Annotated in this window: 13 protein-coding genes and 1 pseudogene; 6 read left to right on the forward strand and 8 right to left on the reverse strand. The window is 39.5% G+C overall.

Annotation, left to right across the window (positions count from 1 at the left end):
* Positions 1 to 13 precede the first annotated feature (13 nt).
* From MR041_RS10215 to MR041_RS10240, 6 genes are all read left to right on the forward strand, one after another.
* Positions 14 to 865 carry a restriction endonuclease gene (locus MR041_RS10215; protein WP_242093569.1) on the forward strand — a complete coding sequence of 284 codons (852 nt, stop codon included), beginning with the start codon at positions 14 to 16 and terminating at the stop codon, positions 863 to 865.
* Complete coding sequence (locus tag MR041_RS10220) at positions 862 to 2,235, forward strand: MBL fold metallo-hydrolase RNA specificity domain-containing protein (protein ID WP_242093571.1); 1,374 nt, start codon at positions 862 to 864, stop codon at positions 2,233 to 2,235. The genes MR041_RS10215 and MR041_RS10220 overlap by 4 nt, the downstream gene beginning before the upstream one ends.
* A 17-nt stretch (positions 2,236 to 2,252) precedes the next feature.
* A complete protein-coding gene (locus MR041_RS10225; protein WP_242093573.1) occupies positions 2,253 to 2,669 on the forward strand; it encodes a hypothetical protein in 417 nt (138 codons plus the stop codon).
* Between the two features lie 122 nt (positions 2,670 to 2,791).
* On the forward strand, positions 2,792 to 3,316 hold the full coding sequence (locus MR041_RS10230; protein ID WP_242093575.1) for an Hsp20/alpha crystallin family protein: 525 nt from the start codon (positions 2,792 to 2,794) through the stop codon (positions 3,314 to 3,316).
* 69 nt (positions 3,317 to 3,385) lie between these two features.
* Positions 3,386 to 3,826: a hypothetical protein gene (locus MR041_RS10235; protein WP_242093576.1), complete on the forward strand. Its 441-nt coding sequence runs from the start codon at positions 3,386 to 3,388 to the stop codon at positions 3,824 to 3,826.
* A 9-nt stretch (positions 3,827 to 3,835) separates the two neighbouring features.
* Positions 3,836 to 4,501 carry a hypothetical protein gene (locus tag MR041_RS10240; protein WP_242093578.1) on the forward strand — a complete coding sequence of 222 codons (666 nt, stop codon included), beginning with the start codon at positions 3,836 to 3,838 and terminating at the stop codon, positions 4,499 to 4,501.
* An 80-nt stretch (positions 4,502 to 4,581) separates the two neighbouring features.
* On the opposite strand, the pseudogene MR041_RS15650 reads toward MR041_RS10240, so the two are convergent.
* From MR041_RS15650 to MR041_RS10280, 8 genes and pseudogenes are all read right to left on the reverse strand, one after another.
* Positions 4,582 to 6,615, reverse strand: a pseudogene (locus MR041_RS15650) (LruC domain-containing protein).
* A 155-nt stretch (positions 6,616 to 6,770) separates the two neighbouring features.
* Entirely contained in the window at positions 6,771 to 7,085 is a 315-nt protein-coding gene (locus MR041_RS10250) for a hypothetical protein (protein ID WP_242093580.1), read from the reverse strand.
* Between the two features lie 41 nt (positions 7,086 to 7,126).
* The gene (locus MR041_RS10255) at positions 7,127 to 7,912 is read right to left on the reverse strand and encodes a serine hydrolase domain-containing protein (RefSeq protein WP_242093582.1); all 786 of its coding nucleotides are present in this window, start codon (positions 7,910 to 7,912) and stop codon (positions 7,127 to 7,129) included.
* A gap of 250 nt (positions 7,913 to 8,162) precedes the next feature.
* On the reverse strand, positions 8,163 to 9,065 hold the full coding sequence (locus MR041_RS10260; RefSeq protein WP_242093584.1) for a ThuA domain-containing protein: 903 nt from the start codon (positions 9,063 to 9,065) through the stop codon (positions 8,163 to 8,165).
* Between the two features lie 104 nt (positions 9,066 to 9,169).
* Positions 9,170 to 9,907 (reverse strand): hypothetical protein, encoded by a 738-nt coding sequence (locus MR041_RS10265; protein ID WP_242093586.1) that lies wholly within the window; start codon positions 9,905 to 9,907, stop codon positions 9,170 to 9,172.
* A gap of 359 nt (positions 9,908 to 10,266) precedes the next feature.
* Positions 10,267 to 12,657 carry an alpha-L-fucosidase gene (locus MR041_RS10270; RefSeq protein ID WP_242093588.1) on the reverse strand — a complete coding sequence of 797 codons (2,391 nt, stop codon included), beginning with the start codon at positions 12,655 to 12,657 and terminating at the stop codon, positions 10,267 to 10,269.
* A gap of 265 nt (positions 12,658 to 12,922) precedes the next feature.
* Entirely contained in the window at positions 12,923 to 13,906 is a 984-nt protein-coding gene (locus MR041_RS10275) for a T9SS type A sorting domain-containing protein (protein WP_242093590.1), read from the reverse strand.
* Between the two features lie 155 nt (positions 13,907 to 14,061).
* Positions 14,062 to 15,465, reverse strand: a complete 1,404-nt coding sequence (locus MR041_RS10280; protein ID WP_242093592.1) for a T9SS type A sorting domain-containing protein — start codon at positions 15,463 to 15,465, stop codon at positions 14,062 to 14,064.
* Between the last annotated feature and the right edge of the window lie 259 nt (positions 15,466 to 15,724).

Genomic DNA, 15,724 nt, shown 5'->3' on the forward strand with positions numbered 1-15,724 from the left:
AAAACTTAATCCTGTGAAAACAAAACCCATTGATATCACAAAATCTTCCGGTGAAAAGGTTAAATTTTCATTAGCAAAACTCAGGGCTTCTCTAAATCGAACGGGTGCCGATTCCCATACCGTCAATCGCATTATCGATAAGGTTAACGACGAACTGTATGACGGTATTAGTACCAAAGAAATTTACAACAGGGCATTTGCCTTACTTAAAAAGAAGAAAGGGATATTGGCCTCAAAATATAAATTGAAGAAGGCCATTTATGAACTCGGGCCCACGGGTTTTCCTTTCGAGCGCTTTATAGGTGCCATTTTACAATATTCCGGTTATAGTGTTGAAATTGACAGGGTGCTAAACGGCCATTGCGTAACACATCAAATTGATGTGCTCGCCCATAAAAATGGAGAAGCCATTCTCATAGAATGCAAATTTCACAGTGAGGAAGGCCTGAAATGTAATGTTAAGGTTCCGCTCTATATCCATTCCAGATACAATGATGTGAAATCCTTCTGGGATGCAGATCCCAAAAAGGACGCTGATCTCACCAGGGGTTGGGTGGTTACAAATACACGTTTTACAGAAGATGCCATAATGTATGGGCAATGTGCCAATTTATATCTTTTGAGTTGGGACTACCCAAAAAATGACGGCTTAAAAGATCGGATTGACCGATTGGGTTTGTACCCCATTACGGTATCTACATTATTGACCGGTCGGGAAAAACAGTTCCTGCTCGGTAGGAATATCGTACTCTGCAGGGAATTGGTACGCGATGCCTATTACTTAGACCATTTGGGTGTTTCAGAAACGAGAAAGAACCATATTTTAAATGAAATTAAAATGCTCTGTCAGCATAACGTGCCATGAAACCTTCTATTAGAATACATTTTTTAGGGGCCGCAGGCGTCGTTACCGGGTCGAAATTCCTGATTGAAACTTCAGAGATGAATATACTCTTCGATTGCGGGATGTTTCAAGGTTTAAAAAATTTAAGACAGCGTAACTGGCTTCCCTTACCTTTCAAGGCGGAAGCTATTGATGTCGTTTTGCTTACTCATGGCCACCTGGACCATGTCGGGTACTTACCAAGACTTCTAAAACAAGGGTTTAAAGGCAAAATTATAGGCACAGCACCAACCCTTGCCATTGCAGAAATTATTTTGAAGGACAGCGCTAAGATTCATGAGGAAGAAGCTGAACGTGCCAATAAGGAAAAATACACCAGGCACAATCCGGCATTACCCTTTTATACGCTCCATGAAGCGGAAAAAACCATCAACCATTTTCAAATGGAGTCGCCAGACACCTGGATTAGCTTATCTGAGGACATCCTGTTCCGTTTTCAGTATAATGGTCATATTATTGGAGCCACCTTCATCGAACTGGATATTATGGGCAAACGATTTGTATTTTCAGGAGATATAGGCAGACCCAATGACTCTTTATTGCGTGATCCGAATAGACCCAGATGGGCAGACGTTCTGTTTGTAGAAAGCACTTATGGCAATAAAATACACCCTCAGGAGGACGTCGATGTCCTGTTGGCTCAATTGATTAAGGAAACGATCTACAACAAAGGCAATCTCATCATACCTAGTTTTGCCGTGGAACGCTTACAATCGCTCATGTTTCTGATCTGGAAGCTGTATGAGAAGAATAAAATTCCCAATATACCTGTCTATGTCGACAGCCCCATGGGCTATAATGTCTTAAAGGTTTTCGAGCGCTATCGGGAATGGCATAAATTATCGAAAGTATCCTATAGCAATATGTGCGCGCATGTGACCATAATAGAATCATACAAGGAAACCTGGGAAACCATTGATAACAAGCGTTCAAAGATAGTTATTGCCGGAAGCGGCATGGTTACCGGCGGCAGGGTCCTCACCTATTTACAGCATCTGATCGACGATCCAAACACGACGGTGCTACTGGTCGGATATATGGCTGAAGGCACTCGAGGCAGACAACTAAAAGACGGTGCACATGACATTAAGTTCTTTGGAAAATACTACCCTGTAAAGGCCCGGATCGCATATATTGAGAGCCTATCAGCCCATGCCGACCAAAAAGAGCTTTTGGACTGGATGAGCGAAATAAGAAATATCCCTGAGAAGGTATACCTGGTTCATGGTGAACCGGATGCCCTAAATACGTTCCGTGTGAAAATAAAGGACATTTATAACTGGAACGCGACCATACCACATTTAAATGATGTGGAACACCTGTATCTCTAATTTTAAAAATTAACAAAATGGAAACAATTAAAAATTATAAGAGCTATAATGAGAACAAGTCCATTGAAGAATTACAGTTCAATTTATTACAGGACATCAATAACCTGGAACATCTCAATTTGGAATTGGAATTTTACAGTGTTCTATTGGAAAAGCCCATATTCAAGATCCATGTCATAAATTTATACGAACGACTTTCCGATTTAAAACATGACATCCAATCCCTGGATTCGCAAAGAGTGGCCCTGTTGAATGACATCTATTTGCATTCCAATCATATAGAACATAAAATCGAATGTGATGATATGGCATGTGATACTTTTTTCATTCATGAACACGATGCTGTAGAATTGAGAATTTTCGAATTTAACCAAAAGGTTAAGGCCTTTAAGTTTAATTTATTCCAGTATTTGGAGAGTGTACTTATTAACTAAAAAAATATTTGATAATTTGTTTTATTAATCGCTTCATACTGATATATATCATTGTGAAAAATGGTCAATCTCAATACTTTAGGGTGACATTAAATTTACGTGTAACTTAAAATAGTGATATTATGACAACATTAATGAAACGCAAAAAAAGTCGAAGGTTAACACCCTTTAACAACAGGTTATTAACTCCTTGGAGAAATAATTTGTTAGGACCTTGGAATAGTTTGTTCCCATCCAACTATGATGACTTTAGTAATTTGATGAGATTTGATGATATTTTTAAGGACGACTTCTTTGAAGATGACAGTTTATTACCTGCTATGAATGTAAAAGAGCATAAAGATGATTTTGAAATCGAATTAGCGGCTCCCGGCTTTACTAAAAAAGATTTCGAAGTTACTATTGAAGAGGATGTACTTCATGTTCATGGTGAAAAGGAAATAGAAGAAAAAGAAAAAGAAGATGATTTTACTCGTCAAGAATTTAATTACAAATCTTTCCAAAGATCTATGGTACTTCCTAAAACTATAGATTTAGAACAAGATGTTAAGGCAACCTACAAAAATGGTATCTTAAAAGTTAAATTACTTAAAAGAGAAGACGCTAAAATAGAAGAGCCTCTTAAAAAAGTTATCGAAGTTGATTAATTATCAACGGTTAGAAAGCAATATGCCCGGCATGTTGCTTTCTTTTTATTTAACTAAAAACATATCAACATGAAAACAAAAGAAAAAAAAATAAAATATGAAGCTTGGTTAAATGCGGAGATAATGCATAAGAATTCGCGTAAATGGTTGTCAGAATTAGAATTTATTAAAGATGAACAATTGTTTTTTGACGATTTGATTGAATCGTATACCCTCAAGCTTATCGACTCTAAACTCTTTCCAAAAACTAAAAAAATAATTGATCGGTTAAGTTTGATACAGGAAGAGACCCATTCCTTGATTAAAACCATTAAAAACCACGATAAGGGGCTTGGTGTGATGATTGACGACAGTTATGAAATAGAAAAAGAGGAAAACTATAAAAAGAAACACGGAAAGCTTATGGTGGTCGTCAATAACTTCCTGGAAAAATACAAAACGCTAAAAGCCGATTTATTTACATTAATAACCGGCATTGTAAAAGACGAAAAACTTTTATTGACGAAATAAAAGAGGGAAATGAAATTTCCGAAATGCATATGGATTTGTATGTTTTTGCTCGGTTGTACAAATGTTGAGCTTGTTGATTATTGGAAAAACCCGGAATATGAGTCGTATAGTCCTAAAAAAGTGCTACTTATAGGATTGACGTCAAATGTCGAGGCAAGACAACAGTTTGAAAAACAATTGCAGCAAGAATTTGAATCCAGAGGTGTCGAAGCTGTGACGAGTTTATCGTTTTTAACGACATCTTTTACTTCAGAAAAGAAGACTTTAGAGGAGTTAAAAGAGATGGAAGACACCTTAATTAGTGATGGCTTCGACACCATTTTATTTGCCAAATTAATCGGTAGTGAGGATAAAATTGAATACAAAACGGATTATGATGGCTTTGATATTATGGATAAAAGATTTAAAGAGGATTACTTAAAATATCAAGATGCCTTTTACAATCCGGACTATTACAATGCATATACCATTTATCATACCGAGACCTCACTGTACTGCGTCTGTCCTGAAAAAGACCAGGATCTCATCTGGAGGGGCTTTTTAGATGTCACCGAACCGGAGTCCATCAGCGAAACGGTGAACGATTATGCTCGAATGCTCATCCTCATCATCGAAGAGCAGCAGCTTATCAGCCCGGCTATTCCTGAGTTTGTAGATGATACTGAGGCCATTTAGGCCATGTCAGGACGCTCGGTTTCTTAACATTTAGATTTTACGCCAATACCCACTACCACGTATTCTATTCTGCAGCGCTATTAGTCCTGTATAAACTCCATATTCCTATACCCGGCACTGTCCTTGTACCAGTCATTAAATATGGTCCCTCCGGAAACTGCCCATGTATCAAAATGATTATAGGCTTTGTTGATCGCTATCGATTACTTCGGAACTTTAAAATCATGTACAATGTTTATAGCCCAGGGAAACCCGTTATTACTGATGAAATTACCGTCTTCATCATTGTTGACACCCGTAGTCTCAAAGCTATTTGAAGCCAGAGCTGTGTTGTTCTTATAGGCTAAATGCACTTCTTTCTCCCTGTTCTTATCGATGATCAAAAACGGATTGAATGGTGCCGGACCGAGTGTTTCGGTGCTGATGGGGTTTTTAAATTTAACAGAAATTTTATGCTCCTCATTTAACATGGAATTGGCATCGTCAAATAGAATAACGACGGCCTTGTCCTGAGCTGCTTCAGTGCCATTTGCATTCAGATTGATATAGTTCTCGGTTAAAATAGGCCCCGTAATACCTTCTATTTGATCCGGGATCAAGGATGGTATTTCTATACCAAAGGCATTGGTGTACCCGGCTTTATTCGATTTTGTATTGATTAAAAAATCCAATTGCACCGCCAGCCCCTGGGCATTTAGAATAGCAATAACCCTATAGTTTACAGCCAGATCGTTAAAATCGTAATCGCCATTGGAAGGCCAAAGATCCTCAAAGGCCACCGTGCCCCATCCGTATTTACTCGGGGTAAACATTTCAAAGGCTTTATTGGCATCATCGGGGTAGCTGTCGTCTCTATCCAATATCCCGTCACCATCGGTATCAGGATCTTCAGCGATTTGTGTAAATACCTTAAACGTGGTCAAATCGTTAATGGTCCTGCCATAGTCTGTATCATTATTTGCACTTATACCATATTTGTATACCCAACCCCCGGTTTGCGTATCCATGATGATCAGATCCGAACTGCTGGCATTATTTGCTAGCCATAATTCCTGATTGGAGTCAAAGGTCATTGATGTGGGTTGAAATGGCAGGTTATCCGCACTGATTCGGGTACTTTGGTACACATTGTTAGCATCCAGTTCTAATCGGTAGAGCCCGGAAAATGTACAAAGGAAGAGGGTACCGTCTTCTGAAAAGGCCAGATCCCCGCCACTGGTACTGTCTAAACCTGCAATATTCCAAACATTAATATTGTCTCCATTGGAAGGGTTGTAGGTGTAGAGTTTAGCCCCTGTCGAAAAATACAGTAAGCCATCCCTGTAATTGTAGTCCAGTCGGGGTCCTCCCCTCCCTATATTCGCAACAATATCCCAGGTATTGGTTTCAATGTCATATTTCATTAAAGGAAAGGGACTGCTTCTCCCTATGGAATACATTGTTTTGTTGTCCTGATCGACAGCGCAGGTGTAACTTCCCATTGGCATATCCGATAAATAGGTCAGCTGTCCTGTTAAGGGGTCCACTTGAAACAACTCTCCGGAGCCATTCACACAAAACAGGTAATCGTTTACGATATCCGTCGATTTCGAGCTTGTAATGCCTTTACCGTATGATGCGCTATGACTAAAAGTAACTTCCTGATTCTGTATGGTTTCAACAGAGGCGGAGTAGTTCAGATTTTCGTTTCTTCTGATGTAGAGTTTGTCATAGTATTTAGGCAAGGTAATGGTCCTCGTGAAGGTGCCATCCTTTGGAACTCCTGAAAAAATCAACTTATTCAGCACATCTGATTTGTATACTGCTTCGGTTTCAATTTCTCCGTATTGATTTAGAAAGGTTTCGTTTCCGGCAAAATACAAATCGTCAGAATACGCAAATACATCGTAGCGTGCATATCCTGATTTATCATTTATAGTCACCTTAACTTCCTGACTGGTACTGTAATCAAACCCATCCGGTATCGCTATCACATTTCCATCCGAAACAGCAGTATCAGTTTTCGATGTCTGAGTGTCATTATTTGATTCTGGGGCCTGATTATCATTGACATCCGGCACACTGCAGGATGTAATAATAGATATTAAAAAGACGACTTTCAATAGCGCTTTCATAGTTATAGAATTTTTATGTTGTTGTCTTTACAGACTTAATTTTAAGTCAAAGCTAAGGCCTAAAACAGAACAGGATGGCCGTTTTTCTATTAGTTACATTTTGGAATGGGTGGTTGGTCGTTTTCTTTAGATGAATGGAGAAATGATATCGCTTTTTAACCTACTTCACCCTGAAGGGCTAAGTTCTGCCCTTCCCTTTCGAATACCTTTAACCAATCCAATAATGAAATTATAGTTTGAAACATGGATTGTTTTATTTTTTTCTGTTGCGAAACCTGATCCTTATAGTGTATTACAAGCGGCAAATTTTTGAATATGATGTTAAGGGCGCTGTTTAATTTATTCTTATCTGAATTAAAGGCGTGGGTGTCAATATAAGCCAGTTCCCTTAGATTAAACTGATTCACCAAATACCGGGCTCCTGCTCGTATCGCATTTATGTCACTCTTGAATTTATTGATATTTAGCACCGATACATTTTTGCAACTTTCACTAATTTCCAATAAGTGCTCTAAGGTCTTGTCCTGACTGTTGTTGTTAACCAGACATACCTCAACATGCTTGGCGTTATTAAAGCATAGTAACCACTCATGACATCCTCCATGTTCACATCATGAATAGAACCAAAGGTCTTTTTAAGATGTAATGGGTTTAAGATGGTCTCCTGTATATATTGGAATGTACCATATCCAAGGATTCGCTCCATTATGCTGTCCAGTAACAAGTAATTCGTGTTGGAATACTCATAGTCTTCATCAGGTTTAAAGTTAGCGGGTAAATCCAATACCAGAGCAAGGTTTTCCTCTGCTGTTTCCTTTGGTGTTGTCCAATACATATAGGTATCCGTATAGTTTGGAATTCCGCTTCTATGTTGGACTAGCATCCGCAAAGTGATTTTATCAGCATATTCTATTTTATCTTTCAATTCCGGTAGATGATCTGAAAGCGCATTATCTAATGCTAATTTTCCTTCTGATACCATTTTAGTAATGGCTACTGCCGTATACAATTTACCTACGCTGGCAATTTTAAATAAAGCATTGGGATCGGATGGGATTTGGTTTGCTCTGCTTTTATAGCCAGAAGTATAAATTTCTGACCGATTTCCGTTTTTGTTTACGCCAACTACTATACCATCAAAACCGTAATCTGCGACTTTATCAACCTGTTCCTCTACCGTATCCGGCAAAGGTGTGATCCAGGCCTTAACAATTGGCCAGGGAACAAAGCATAAAGAGATTATGGTGCCACAGAGTAAGGCAATCCTGATTATGTGTTTTGATTTTTTTTTGGTCATTGTGCAGGCCCCTATTGTTTCATTTTAGTAATGATGCCCTCTGTGTTAAGGAAATTTGGCTTTATTACTGCAATAATAGATAAATATCAACAATCATTATTTATTATCCCATACATTAATGTTTCAGATTATATAAAATGATAAACCGCTGTCATTTGAAAACTAAAAGACAAACAAACTGATGCTGCATATACTTTTAGTTTTATATGTAATTGCAGCGAGACAATTAGTTAATCCTAGAGACCGAAAATTATTTATTTTTCAATGGTGCATCATCGCATTTTAAATCTCCCAAGACATACTGGGCCCCATTCAGGTAATATTTCAGCAGTCGAGCATCCTCAAAGCTCTGGGCATTGTGGGAAGGCGATACAAAAAAAACTCGTCCCCGGCCATAGGGCTTTATCCACGACAGGTATTTTATTTTTTCGTCAATTGGTCTTCGTTTTTTGGTCAACTTATCCGTATCCATATAAAGTAAGGGCCTGAAATTTTTTTCTGCATAGGGACTCTTAAAGATATAGGGTTCGTCTACATGAACAAAAGATTGTCCCTCAAAGCCTTCAAGTAAGGGATGGCCCTGCTCGGCAAGTTCAAGGCTAATTTCCTGCTGAGGCGGGTGGTAATCAAAAGCGGCACCAACCATCTCGTTAAAGGTATGTGAACTGTTCAGCATGGTAACGGCACCGTGCACCACCATCAGTCCCCCGCCATTTTTGACATAGTTGAGAAGGTGTGCTTCAAGTTGTGCAGCTTTTTTTATTTTCTGTGCTTCGGTTAAACTTTTGTCCTCATCCAGCATATCCAGAATCTGGTTTCGACGCGGATGAATCGAACAGTTGTTATTCAGCACGACGGCATCATAATGTTTTAGAATACTGGGGTCGAATACCGAAAGATCTCGAGTCACATCGGTTGTATAGGCTCCGCTTTTGGCACCCAAAAGCTGTATTACAGCAGTGACATGCGGTATAGCCCAATGCTGATATCCGGTGAATTTGTCGAAAACCAACACTGATCTTTCTTTTTTAGGCTGAATTGCCGGAGTATCGGGCGCGATCTTTTCTATTTTTTCCAGCCATTCCGGAGTACAGGCAAATGCTTTTCGCTGGGCATTTACAATGAACACCCATAGAAGTGCAGCTAAAGACATTAGCATTCGTTTAATCATTTGGGTATCTTATTATATTTCAAAATAGGTTCCGGTATTTCCGATGGACAGTCGGTATTGAGGCATAGTTCTAAAGAATGTTATCATTACTCGTTGGCATCTATATGGGTTAATTCTATGATTCGCTCAATGGTGGTTCTAATAGTTGTATTTTCATCCTCAACAACATGGAGCAAAAGATTTACATCTCCATGGCGATCGTAAATTAAATTCTCAAATTCTATAGTGTTTAAAAACGATAAATCAGTCCGGTTATCCTTTAATCCCTCATTATAGGGCTGTGGAATGCGCTGCGCCAAATAAGGGATTACCGTCTGCTGTACATAATGTTTTGCCTGTCCTTCTCTTTCAAAATAGTCTGATATCAAATCTTCCCACTGGATGAGCAAGGTCCTGAGTTCCGTGTTTGAAATAATCTCAAAGGATGAGGTATTGATTAAAGTCGTTATAGATCCCATGGATAAATCAGCAGAATGCAGGTCACGCATACGATACAAAGCAACCGCCAATGAGTCGATGTTTACATCACTGCCTCTTAAAGGAAATGCACCTATTAAATAGTTGCAATGTTCCCTGATCCTGATATATGATCTAACTGTACTTTCAAGTTCGTGTTTGTTAAACTTAAATTCAGTGTTTATTTCTTTTAACAGCAGTCTTTCGCGTTTGGTGCTGATTCTTTCTTCGTTCCAATTATTCACCTGCAGTGCCAATAAAATGCCGACCATGACCAAAACGATTTCTCCTACCGCATAGCGGCTGTATTGTAAGAACCTGTTTTCATCCGCCAGTTTTTTACGTATTCTTCTGAAGAATCCTTTCATGGGTATGTGTCATTGGTTGGGAACTAAATATAGGAAATTATGGGGATTGATTTACATGACTCTAATTCATGTAAGAGCTGAGCTCTGTAATCCATTGTACATCTTAATAAAATTCTGTCATTTCGAGTGAATTTTACGATTGAAATGAGTAAAATTTGTATCGAGAATAAGAATTTTAGTTCTTGAAATAGTTCTCCTTACCTGTCGCAGGCAGACAGACAAGCCACCCGTATTCTATGATTAAACCAAATTTAAAATTGCCTTTCTTTGTGGCACACAACATGATATCCACATAATGGGCTTATACCTATATTGAAAAATGGTATTATGGCTATACTCTTAATGCTATTATCACACTTTTAAATTCCCGGTACATAAAAGACACTTATATTTTTTAAGATGGGTTTTCCGGTCGATTCCAGCACCTTTAGCCTGATGCCTTTAACCTTAATCGCATCAAATTGTTGTATGCGTTTGTGTCCTATACTTTCGCCCTGGGCTATGGTCTTCCATTGACCGTTTACCAGACCTTCAATCGCATACCGTCTCACACGTTCGCCCGCTTTAATATCCTCCTGTAGGATAATGTGGTTCATCAAACGCGGTGCTTTTAGTTTGAAGGTCACCGCAGTACCTTGTCCTGATGTCGATACGATTGGGTTTTCAAAACGCCTTTTTATTTCGTCTCCCCATTCCTTTAAACGTTCCACATCGGGTTGGGGCATTAGCCCATCCGGATCGGGAGTTAATCCCATTATGAGCGTTGCATTTCTGCCAACCGATTTGTAATACATGGTCATTAAATCTTCCAAAGGAAACACATGGGCTTCATCACCGGGTTCCCAGAACCATTCGTGGCGTCCGTTATAGCCTCTCAATGGGGCATCGGCCATGGCGGGCATCCAAAATGCACCATTGGGATCGCCTTCCTTGAGCAATTGAAAGTTATTTGCAGCGATATTCTTTTTAGCGCTTTCTCCTGCCCCGGTGGCGACATAGGGAAATGTAGCCCAGCAAGGGTCGCCGACCGTTCCGGATTCCGAGCCTCCCCATCGCGCTTCTGCCAGTTGACCATTATGATAGAACAGGCAATTAGGCTGATATTTTCTAACGATTGGCAAAACATCCGGAGCCCCATTATCCGGATGGTCTGCACCGCCGTCAAACCAAATTTCAAAAAGTTCACCGTAATTGGTGCAAAGCTCCTTCACCATCCCCTCGACCATCCGGTTATACCACTGTTGACGGTTTTCTCTGAAATCGCCAACACCGTTAACCTTGAAATCATGAACCCCCAGAAATGAATTCCATCGGATACCGACATAAATTCCCGGTTTAATTCCATACTTCCTGCAGGACGCCACAAAATCGGCCACGATATCCCCTTTGCCATCACGCCATTTAAGTGCCTTTAAGCAATAGGGGTTGACATCAGACTGGTATAAGGCGAAACCGGTTTCGTGGGTGGCGGTTAAAATTGCAAATTGCGCACCGGCCGCCTTGGCTGCCCTTACCCACTGATCGGTATCCAGGTGCTCGGGATTGAATATCTGGTAATCGTTCACAGGATCGATGCGGTTATTGCCCTGTCCGTATTTTACACCATCGAACACATGCAGGTCGTAATGAAAAACCACGCCCAGTTCGGCTTCCTGCCATGCCAGTTGCCTGCTATTGGGTTTGGGATAGGTGCTTTTTTCAATGGGAATAAAAACAGTATAGGAGCTGTCCCCTTGTTTAACCGTCAGGCTCAGTACTTTCGGGGTGCCGTCTTCGCAATACATAAAGGGACGTTCCATACGATCGGGAACCAACAGCGATCCGTCTGCCCTCTTTATCATTTTAGGCATTAACACATATTCATTGGCCGGTTCCCAATTTATGCCATCAGCCGAGGTAACCATACCTATAAAACCTTCAGCATGAAACACCCCGTAAAAGCGATTTCTATCCTGGTCGTACCACATGGACATGTCTTCGGTATCGATAGTGTCAATTACCGGCTTTTCCAGAATTTGAAACGGCCCTGTGGGTGACTCTGAAACGGCTATGGCCTGGTTTCTTATAAAACGTGTTTCGTTGGGTTTATCGCCCTTGACAATTAAATAATAACGGCCATCGGGACCGCTCTCTATGGCCGGGTTCACGGTAAGCGTTGTTATGGGTCCTGTAGGTTCTAATAAGGGCTTGTCCATACGCTTCCACGGGCCATGGATCGATTTTGAAACTGCAACACCTGTGCGCTGATTGGGTCGTAAAATTTTCCAGTTTGGGTGACTGTAACCCGTATGTGCCGTTTCTATGAGCTCGTCTTCCGTAAACGCTTTATCTCCCAGGTTGGTAGCGATATAATACAAATAATAGGTGCCTTCAAAATATTTAATCTTAGGATTATGTGCCGTTATGGCATCCCAGCGGTTATTGCGGGCACCCTCTAACGCCACCTCCCTGAATGTCCAGGGTCCTGAAGGACTCTTGGACGTGGCATGTGCAATTTCAGAATGGGTTAACCATCCCAAAAAGCCATATTCCTTCTTCCAGCGCGAATAAAACAGGTGATACCTCCCGTGGTCGCCCTTTATAATCGAAGCGCCCCAATTGTAATAGCCTTCTGTCTTAAAAACATGCTCTGAAGTTATGGGCTTAAAGTTGTCATACAATCTTAAATCATCCGTGGTATGTTGCGCAACACTCATGTGCACAAAACAAAGGAAGATCATCATCCAACCATAGGGTGCTCGGTATCTCATTTATTTACAGTATTAAAAGTGCCTTCCCATTTACCTGTTCTAGACATAAAGGCATCGTATAGCTGCGAAGTTACGAAAGTATGTCAGAATGAGGTGAAGGAAGATCCAATGAATGTCTGAGGTTCTGAAATGTGTTTTCTCACACCTCAAAAGTTGTTGGGTTGGTGTCATAAAAAAAGCCCGGCGTGTCATACCAGGCTTCTCTTATAATTTCAGCAGCATAATGTATACACTGCGTACCAATTTAAACGAATGATCCTTTGAATTACTTTACAATCTTGTATGTCTTATGTCCTTCCAGGTGTAACAAATAGACTCCTGATGATAATATACTGGTGTCGATGGAATTATCATTTGCATTTACAATGCTATGCAATACAAGCTGGCCATTTAAATTGTACAGTTTTATTTTGGAATTAGCAGATGACAGGCCCTTGAAAGTAACTTTATCATATTTTGAATACATGGCTATATCCCTATTCCCAAACTCCGCATTCCCTATAGATAGGGTCTGATCCTCCTTAGTCACAATTTTACCGCTGGTTTCCTGTGGCATGTATAAAAAGTTTCCGGAAATGACAACATCTCTCAGGAATTCAGGGGCTCCGTCATTATCAATGGCCTCCGTAGTAATGTTTGAAGGATCGGCAAAAGGTGCTTTATTAATGACCCCTCCCGCTGAAAAATATAAGTAATCGTTATAAACGTGAACGCCCCTGGCGTTTACATTTGTTATGAAGGTGTCGAGCATGGGTGTCCCGGAAGTAACATCCACGGCATAGATAATGCCTGTGCCTCCACCAGCATCTCTGTCGCCGATATAAAGCATATTCGCATTGAATTCCATGTCCTGGGGATTCGTCAATCCGTTTAGCACTGTAGTCACAGGAGGATTCGAAATAGTGATATCTATTTTTTTTAGAGAGGTTCCACCTCCGGACAAATCTTCATTCGTAAAATAGAGTTCATCATTATAAATCGCTAAAGCGGCTACATATCCCAGACCGGTAACGATATCGTTTAACACCGTCGGACTATTGATATCAAAGCTGGCTAGAGTACTTTCTCCGGTGATATCATTTAGGTAGGACAGATAAATAACATCACCCTGTTTGGCTATATTACCTATACCTAAGGGGTCGGAACTGGCAGGAAGGCTATTAAACAGGACATTTGCTGATGGGGTCGGCTCATTCAGATCGATTTGAATTATTTCCCCGGGTGTGGCCACACCTTTAACATAGATCATGTTATTATCGATTATAAGACGGTTAGGCTGGTCAAGACCTGTTATAAAATCAGTCACCTGACCGCTGGAGAAGTGAGAACAAAATGCAAGAAATAAAAATTTGAAAAGTATTTTTTTTGTCATGAGCGTAAAAAGTATGTGTTAAAATTAGTGATTCATTCTATTATGATCCTTTTTGTGGCTTTACCACTGTCAGTTTCAACTTCAATAAAATAAAGCCCTTTTGAAAGCGATTTGGTTGAAATGAGGGTTTGTCGGGTAGCATAAATAAATTGTCCTACATTATTATAGACGCTAATCTTTTTTAGATCTACCCCTTCTTTTAATTGAATATTAATATAATCTTTAGTTGGATTCGGAAAAATACTAAACTGTTGCAACACAATATCATCGCTAGAGAGTACTGCACTGAAATCATAAACTTGAACATGACCTGAACCCGCACCATTATTATCATTTCCAGGCCCTCCAATTGCAAGAATACTTCCATCAGCAGATATCGCTAAACCAGCTCCAAATTCATCAGAATCAGTAACCCCATCTATTTTTGTTCCTTGTTGAACCCATTGCCCTGATATATTTCTAAAAACATAGACACTGTTATATGAAGTGAAAAAACTGCTATAATTTTCTGATATAGCTATTATGGACCCATCTGAAGATAATTCTATATTATAACCGATTCCATTACCTGAACCAGTACCTTCAATATCTAAACCTACTTGAGTCCAAACTCCTCCAATATTCTCGAAAACCTTAACATTTGGTCCAAACAGTGAACCACAAGCAATAATATTTCCTGCAGATGATATACTTACATCAGTTCCAAAATAGAAATCCCCCGGAAAACTTATGGTGTTTCCAATTTGGGTCCATGTGCCTGCTATGTTTTTAAAAACCTTAACTTCTCCATCGTCAGACTCAATATAATTAGTAGCATCACCAACTACTAAAGTGCTTCCATCAGAGGACAAGCTTATTGGAATATTGCGATAATAGGTTTCTGTTGGAAGGATTATATCTAATCCGATTTGTGTCCATACCCCTGCTACATTTTCAAAAATACGAACATAAGGACTATTATATCCCGTTGAAACAGCTATTGTAGAACCATCTGCAGACAAACTAATATCAGTTCCAAACGCTTGCCCTTCCGAATCTCCTGTCAAATCTGAACCAATCTGTGTCCATGTTCCTCCTATATTCTCATAAATTTTAACCTTACCTACGTTAGATCCATTTGTATCATCGTAAGGCTTTCCAATGGCAATAATAGTTCCATCAGAAGATAAGCTTAAACTATAACCAAAACTTGCATAATCTTCGTCTCCTGCTATTTCAGAACCAATTTGCGTCCATGTGTTACTAATATTTTCATAAATACGAACATTACTGTTAACTTCTGGTGCGCTAATTGCAACTATGTTCCCATCCGATGAAATACTTACACTGGTACCTAATCTCTGCTGTGCAACATCTCCTACTATATCATCACCTATTTGAATTTGAGAAAAAATAAGGAAGGGGCATAATAAAAATGTAATAGTAAATTTTTTCATAAAATATTTTTAATTTTTAGTGGGAAGAATAAAAAAAAATTTAAAAGTATACAATACTCAATTTGAGTATTTCAGATGTATTTTCGACCAGAGGCAAATATTTTGGATGAAATCATTTATGAATAATAGCCTCTGTAAATCCTAAAACAGAATTCGTATTTGTAAATTTTGTATACTTAAGGCATAGTGAGTTAAAAATTATTCCGTTTATCATGCGTTCCATTGCCTTTTGCAGATCCCTCTTTTTCACCTTTACAAC

Origin of the sequence: Aestuariivivens sediminicola (assembly GCF_022662015.1) — a bacterium.
In the GTDB taxonomy this organism is placed as follows: Bacteria; Bacteroidota; Bacteroidia; order Flavobacteriales; family Flavobacteriaceae; genus Aestuariivivens; species Aestuariivivens sediminicola.

Coding starts and splice junctions, on each gene's coding strand:
- MR041_RS10220 (WP_242093571.1), top strand. CDS start 862: ATGAAACCTTCTATTAGAATACATTTTTTAGGGGCCGCAGGCGTCGTT.
- MR041_RS10225 (WP_242093573.1), top strand. CDS start 2,253: ATGGAAACAATTAAAAATTATAAGAGCTATAATGAGAACAAGTCCATT.
- MR041_RS10230 (WP_242093575.1), top strand. CDS start 2,792: ATGACAACATTAATGAAACGCAAAAAAAGTCGAAGGTTAACACCCTTT.
- MR041_RS10235 (WP_242093576.1), top strand. CDS start 3,386: ATGAAAACAAAAGAAAAAAAAATAAAATATGAAGCTTGGTTAAATGCG.
- MR041_RS10240 (WP_242093578.1), top strand. CDS start 3,836: ATGAAATTTCCGAAATGCATATGGATTTGTATGTTTTTGCTCGGTTGT.
- MR041_RS10255 (WP_242093582.1), bottom strand. CDS start 7,912: ATGACCAAAAAAAAATCAAAACACATAATCAGGATTGCCTTACTCTGT.
- MR041_RS10260 (WP_242093584.1), bottom strand. CDS start 9,065: ATGTCTTTAGCTGCACTTCTATGGGTGTTCATTGTAAATGCCCAGCGA.
- MR041_RS10265 (WP_242093586.1), bottom strand. CDS start 9,907: ATGAAAGGATTCTTCAGAAGAATACGTAAAAAACTGGCGGATGAAAAC.
- MR041_RS10270 (WP_242093588.1), bottom strand. CDS start 12,657: ATGAGATACCGAGCACCCTATGGTTGGATGATGATCTTCCTTTGTTTT.
- MR041_RS10275 (WP_242093590.1), bottom strand. CDS start 13,906: ATGATCTATGTTAAAGGTGTGGCCACACCCGGGGAAATAATTCAAATC.
- MR041_RS10280 (WP_242093592.1), bottom strand. CDS start 15,465: ATGAAAAAATTTACTATTACATTTTTATTATGCCCCTTCCTTATTTTT.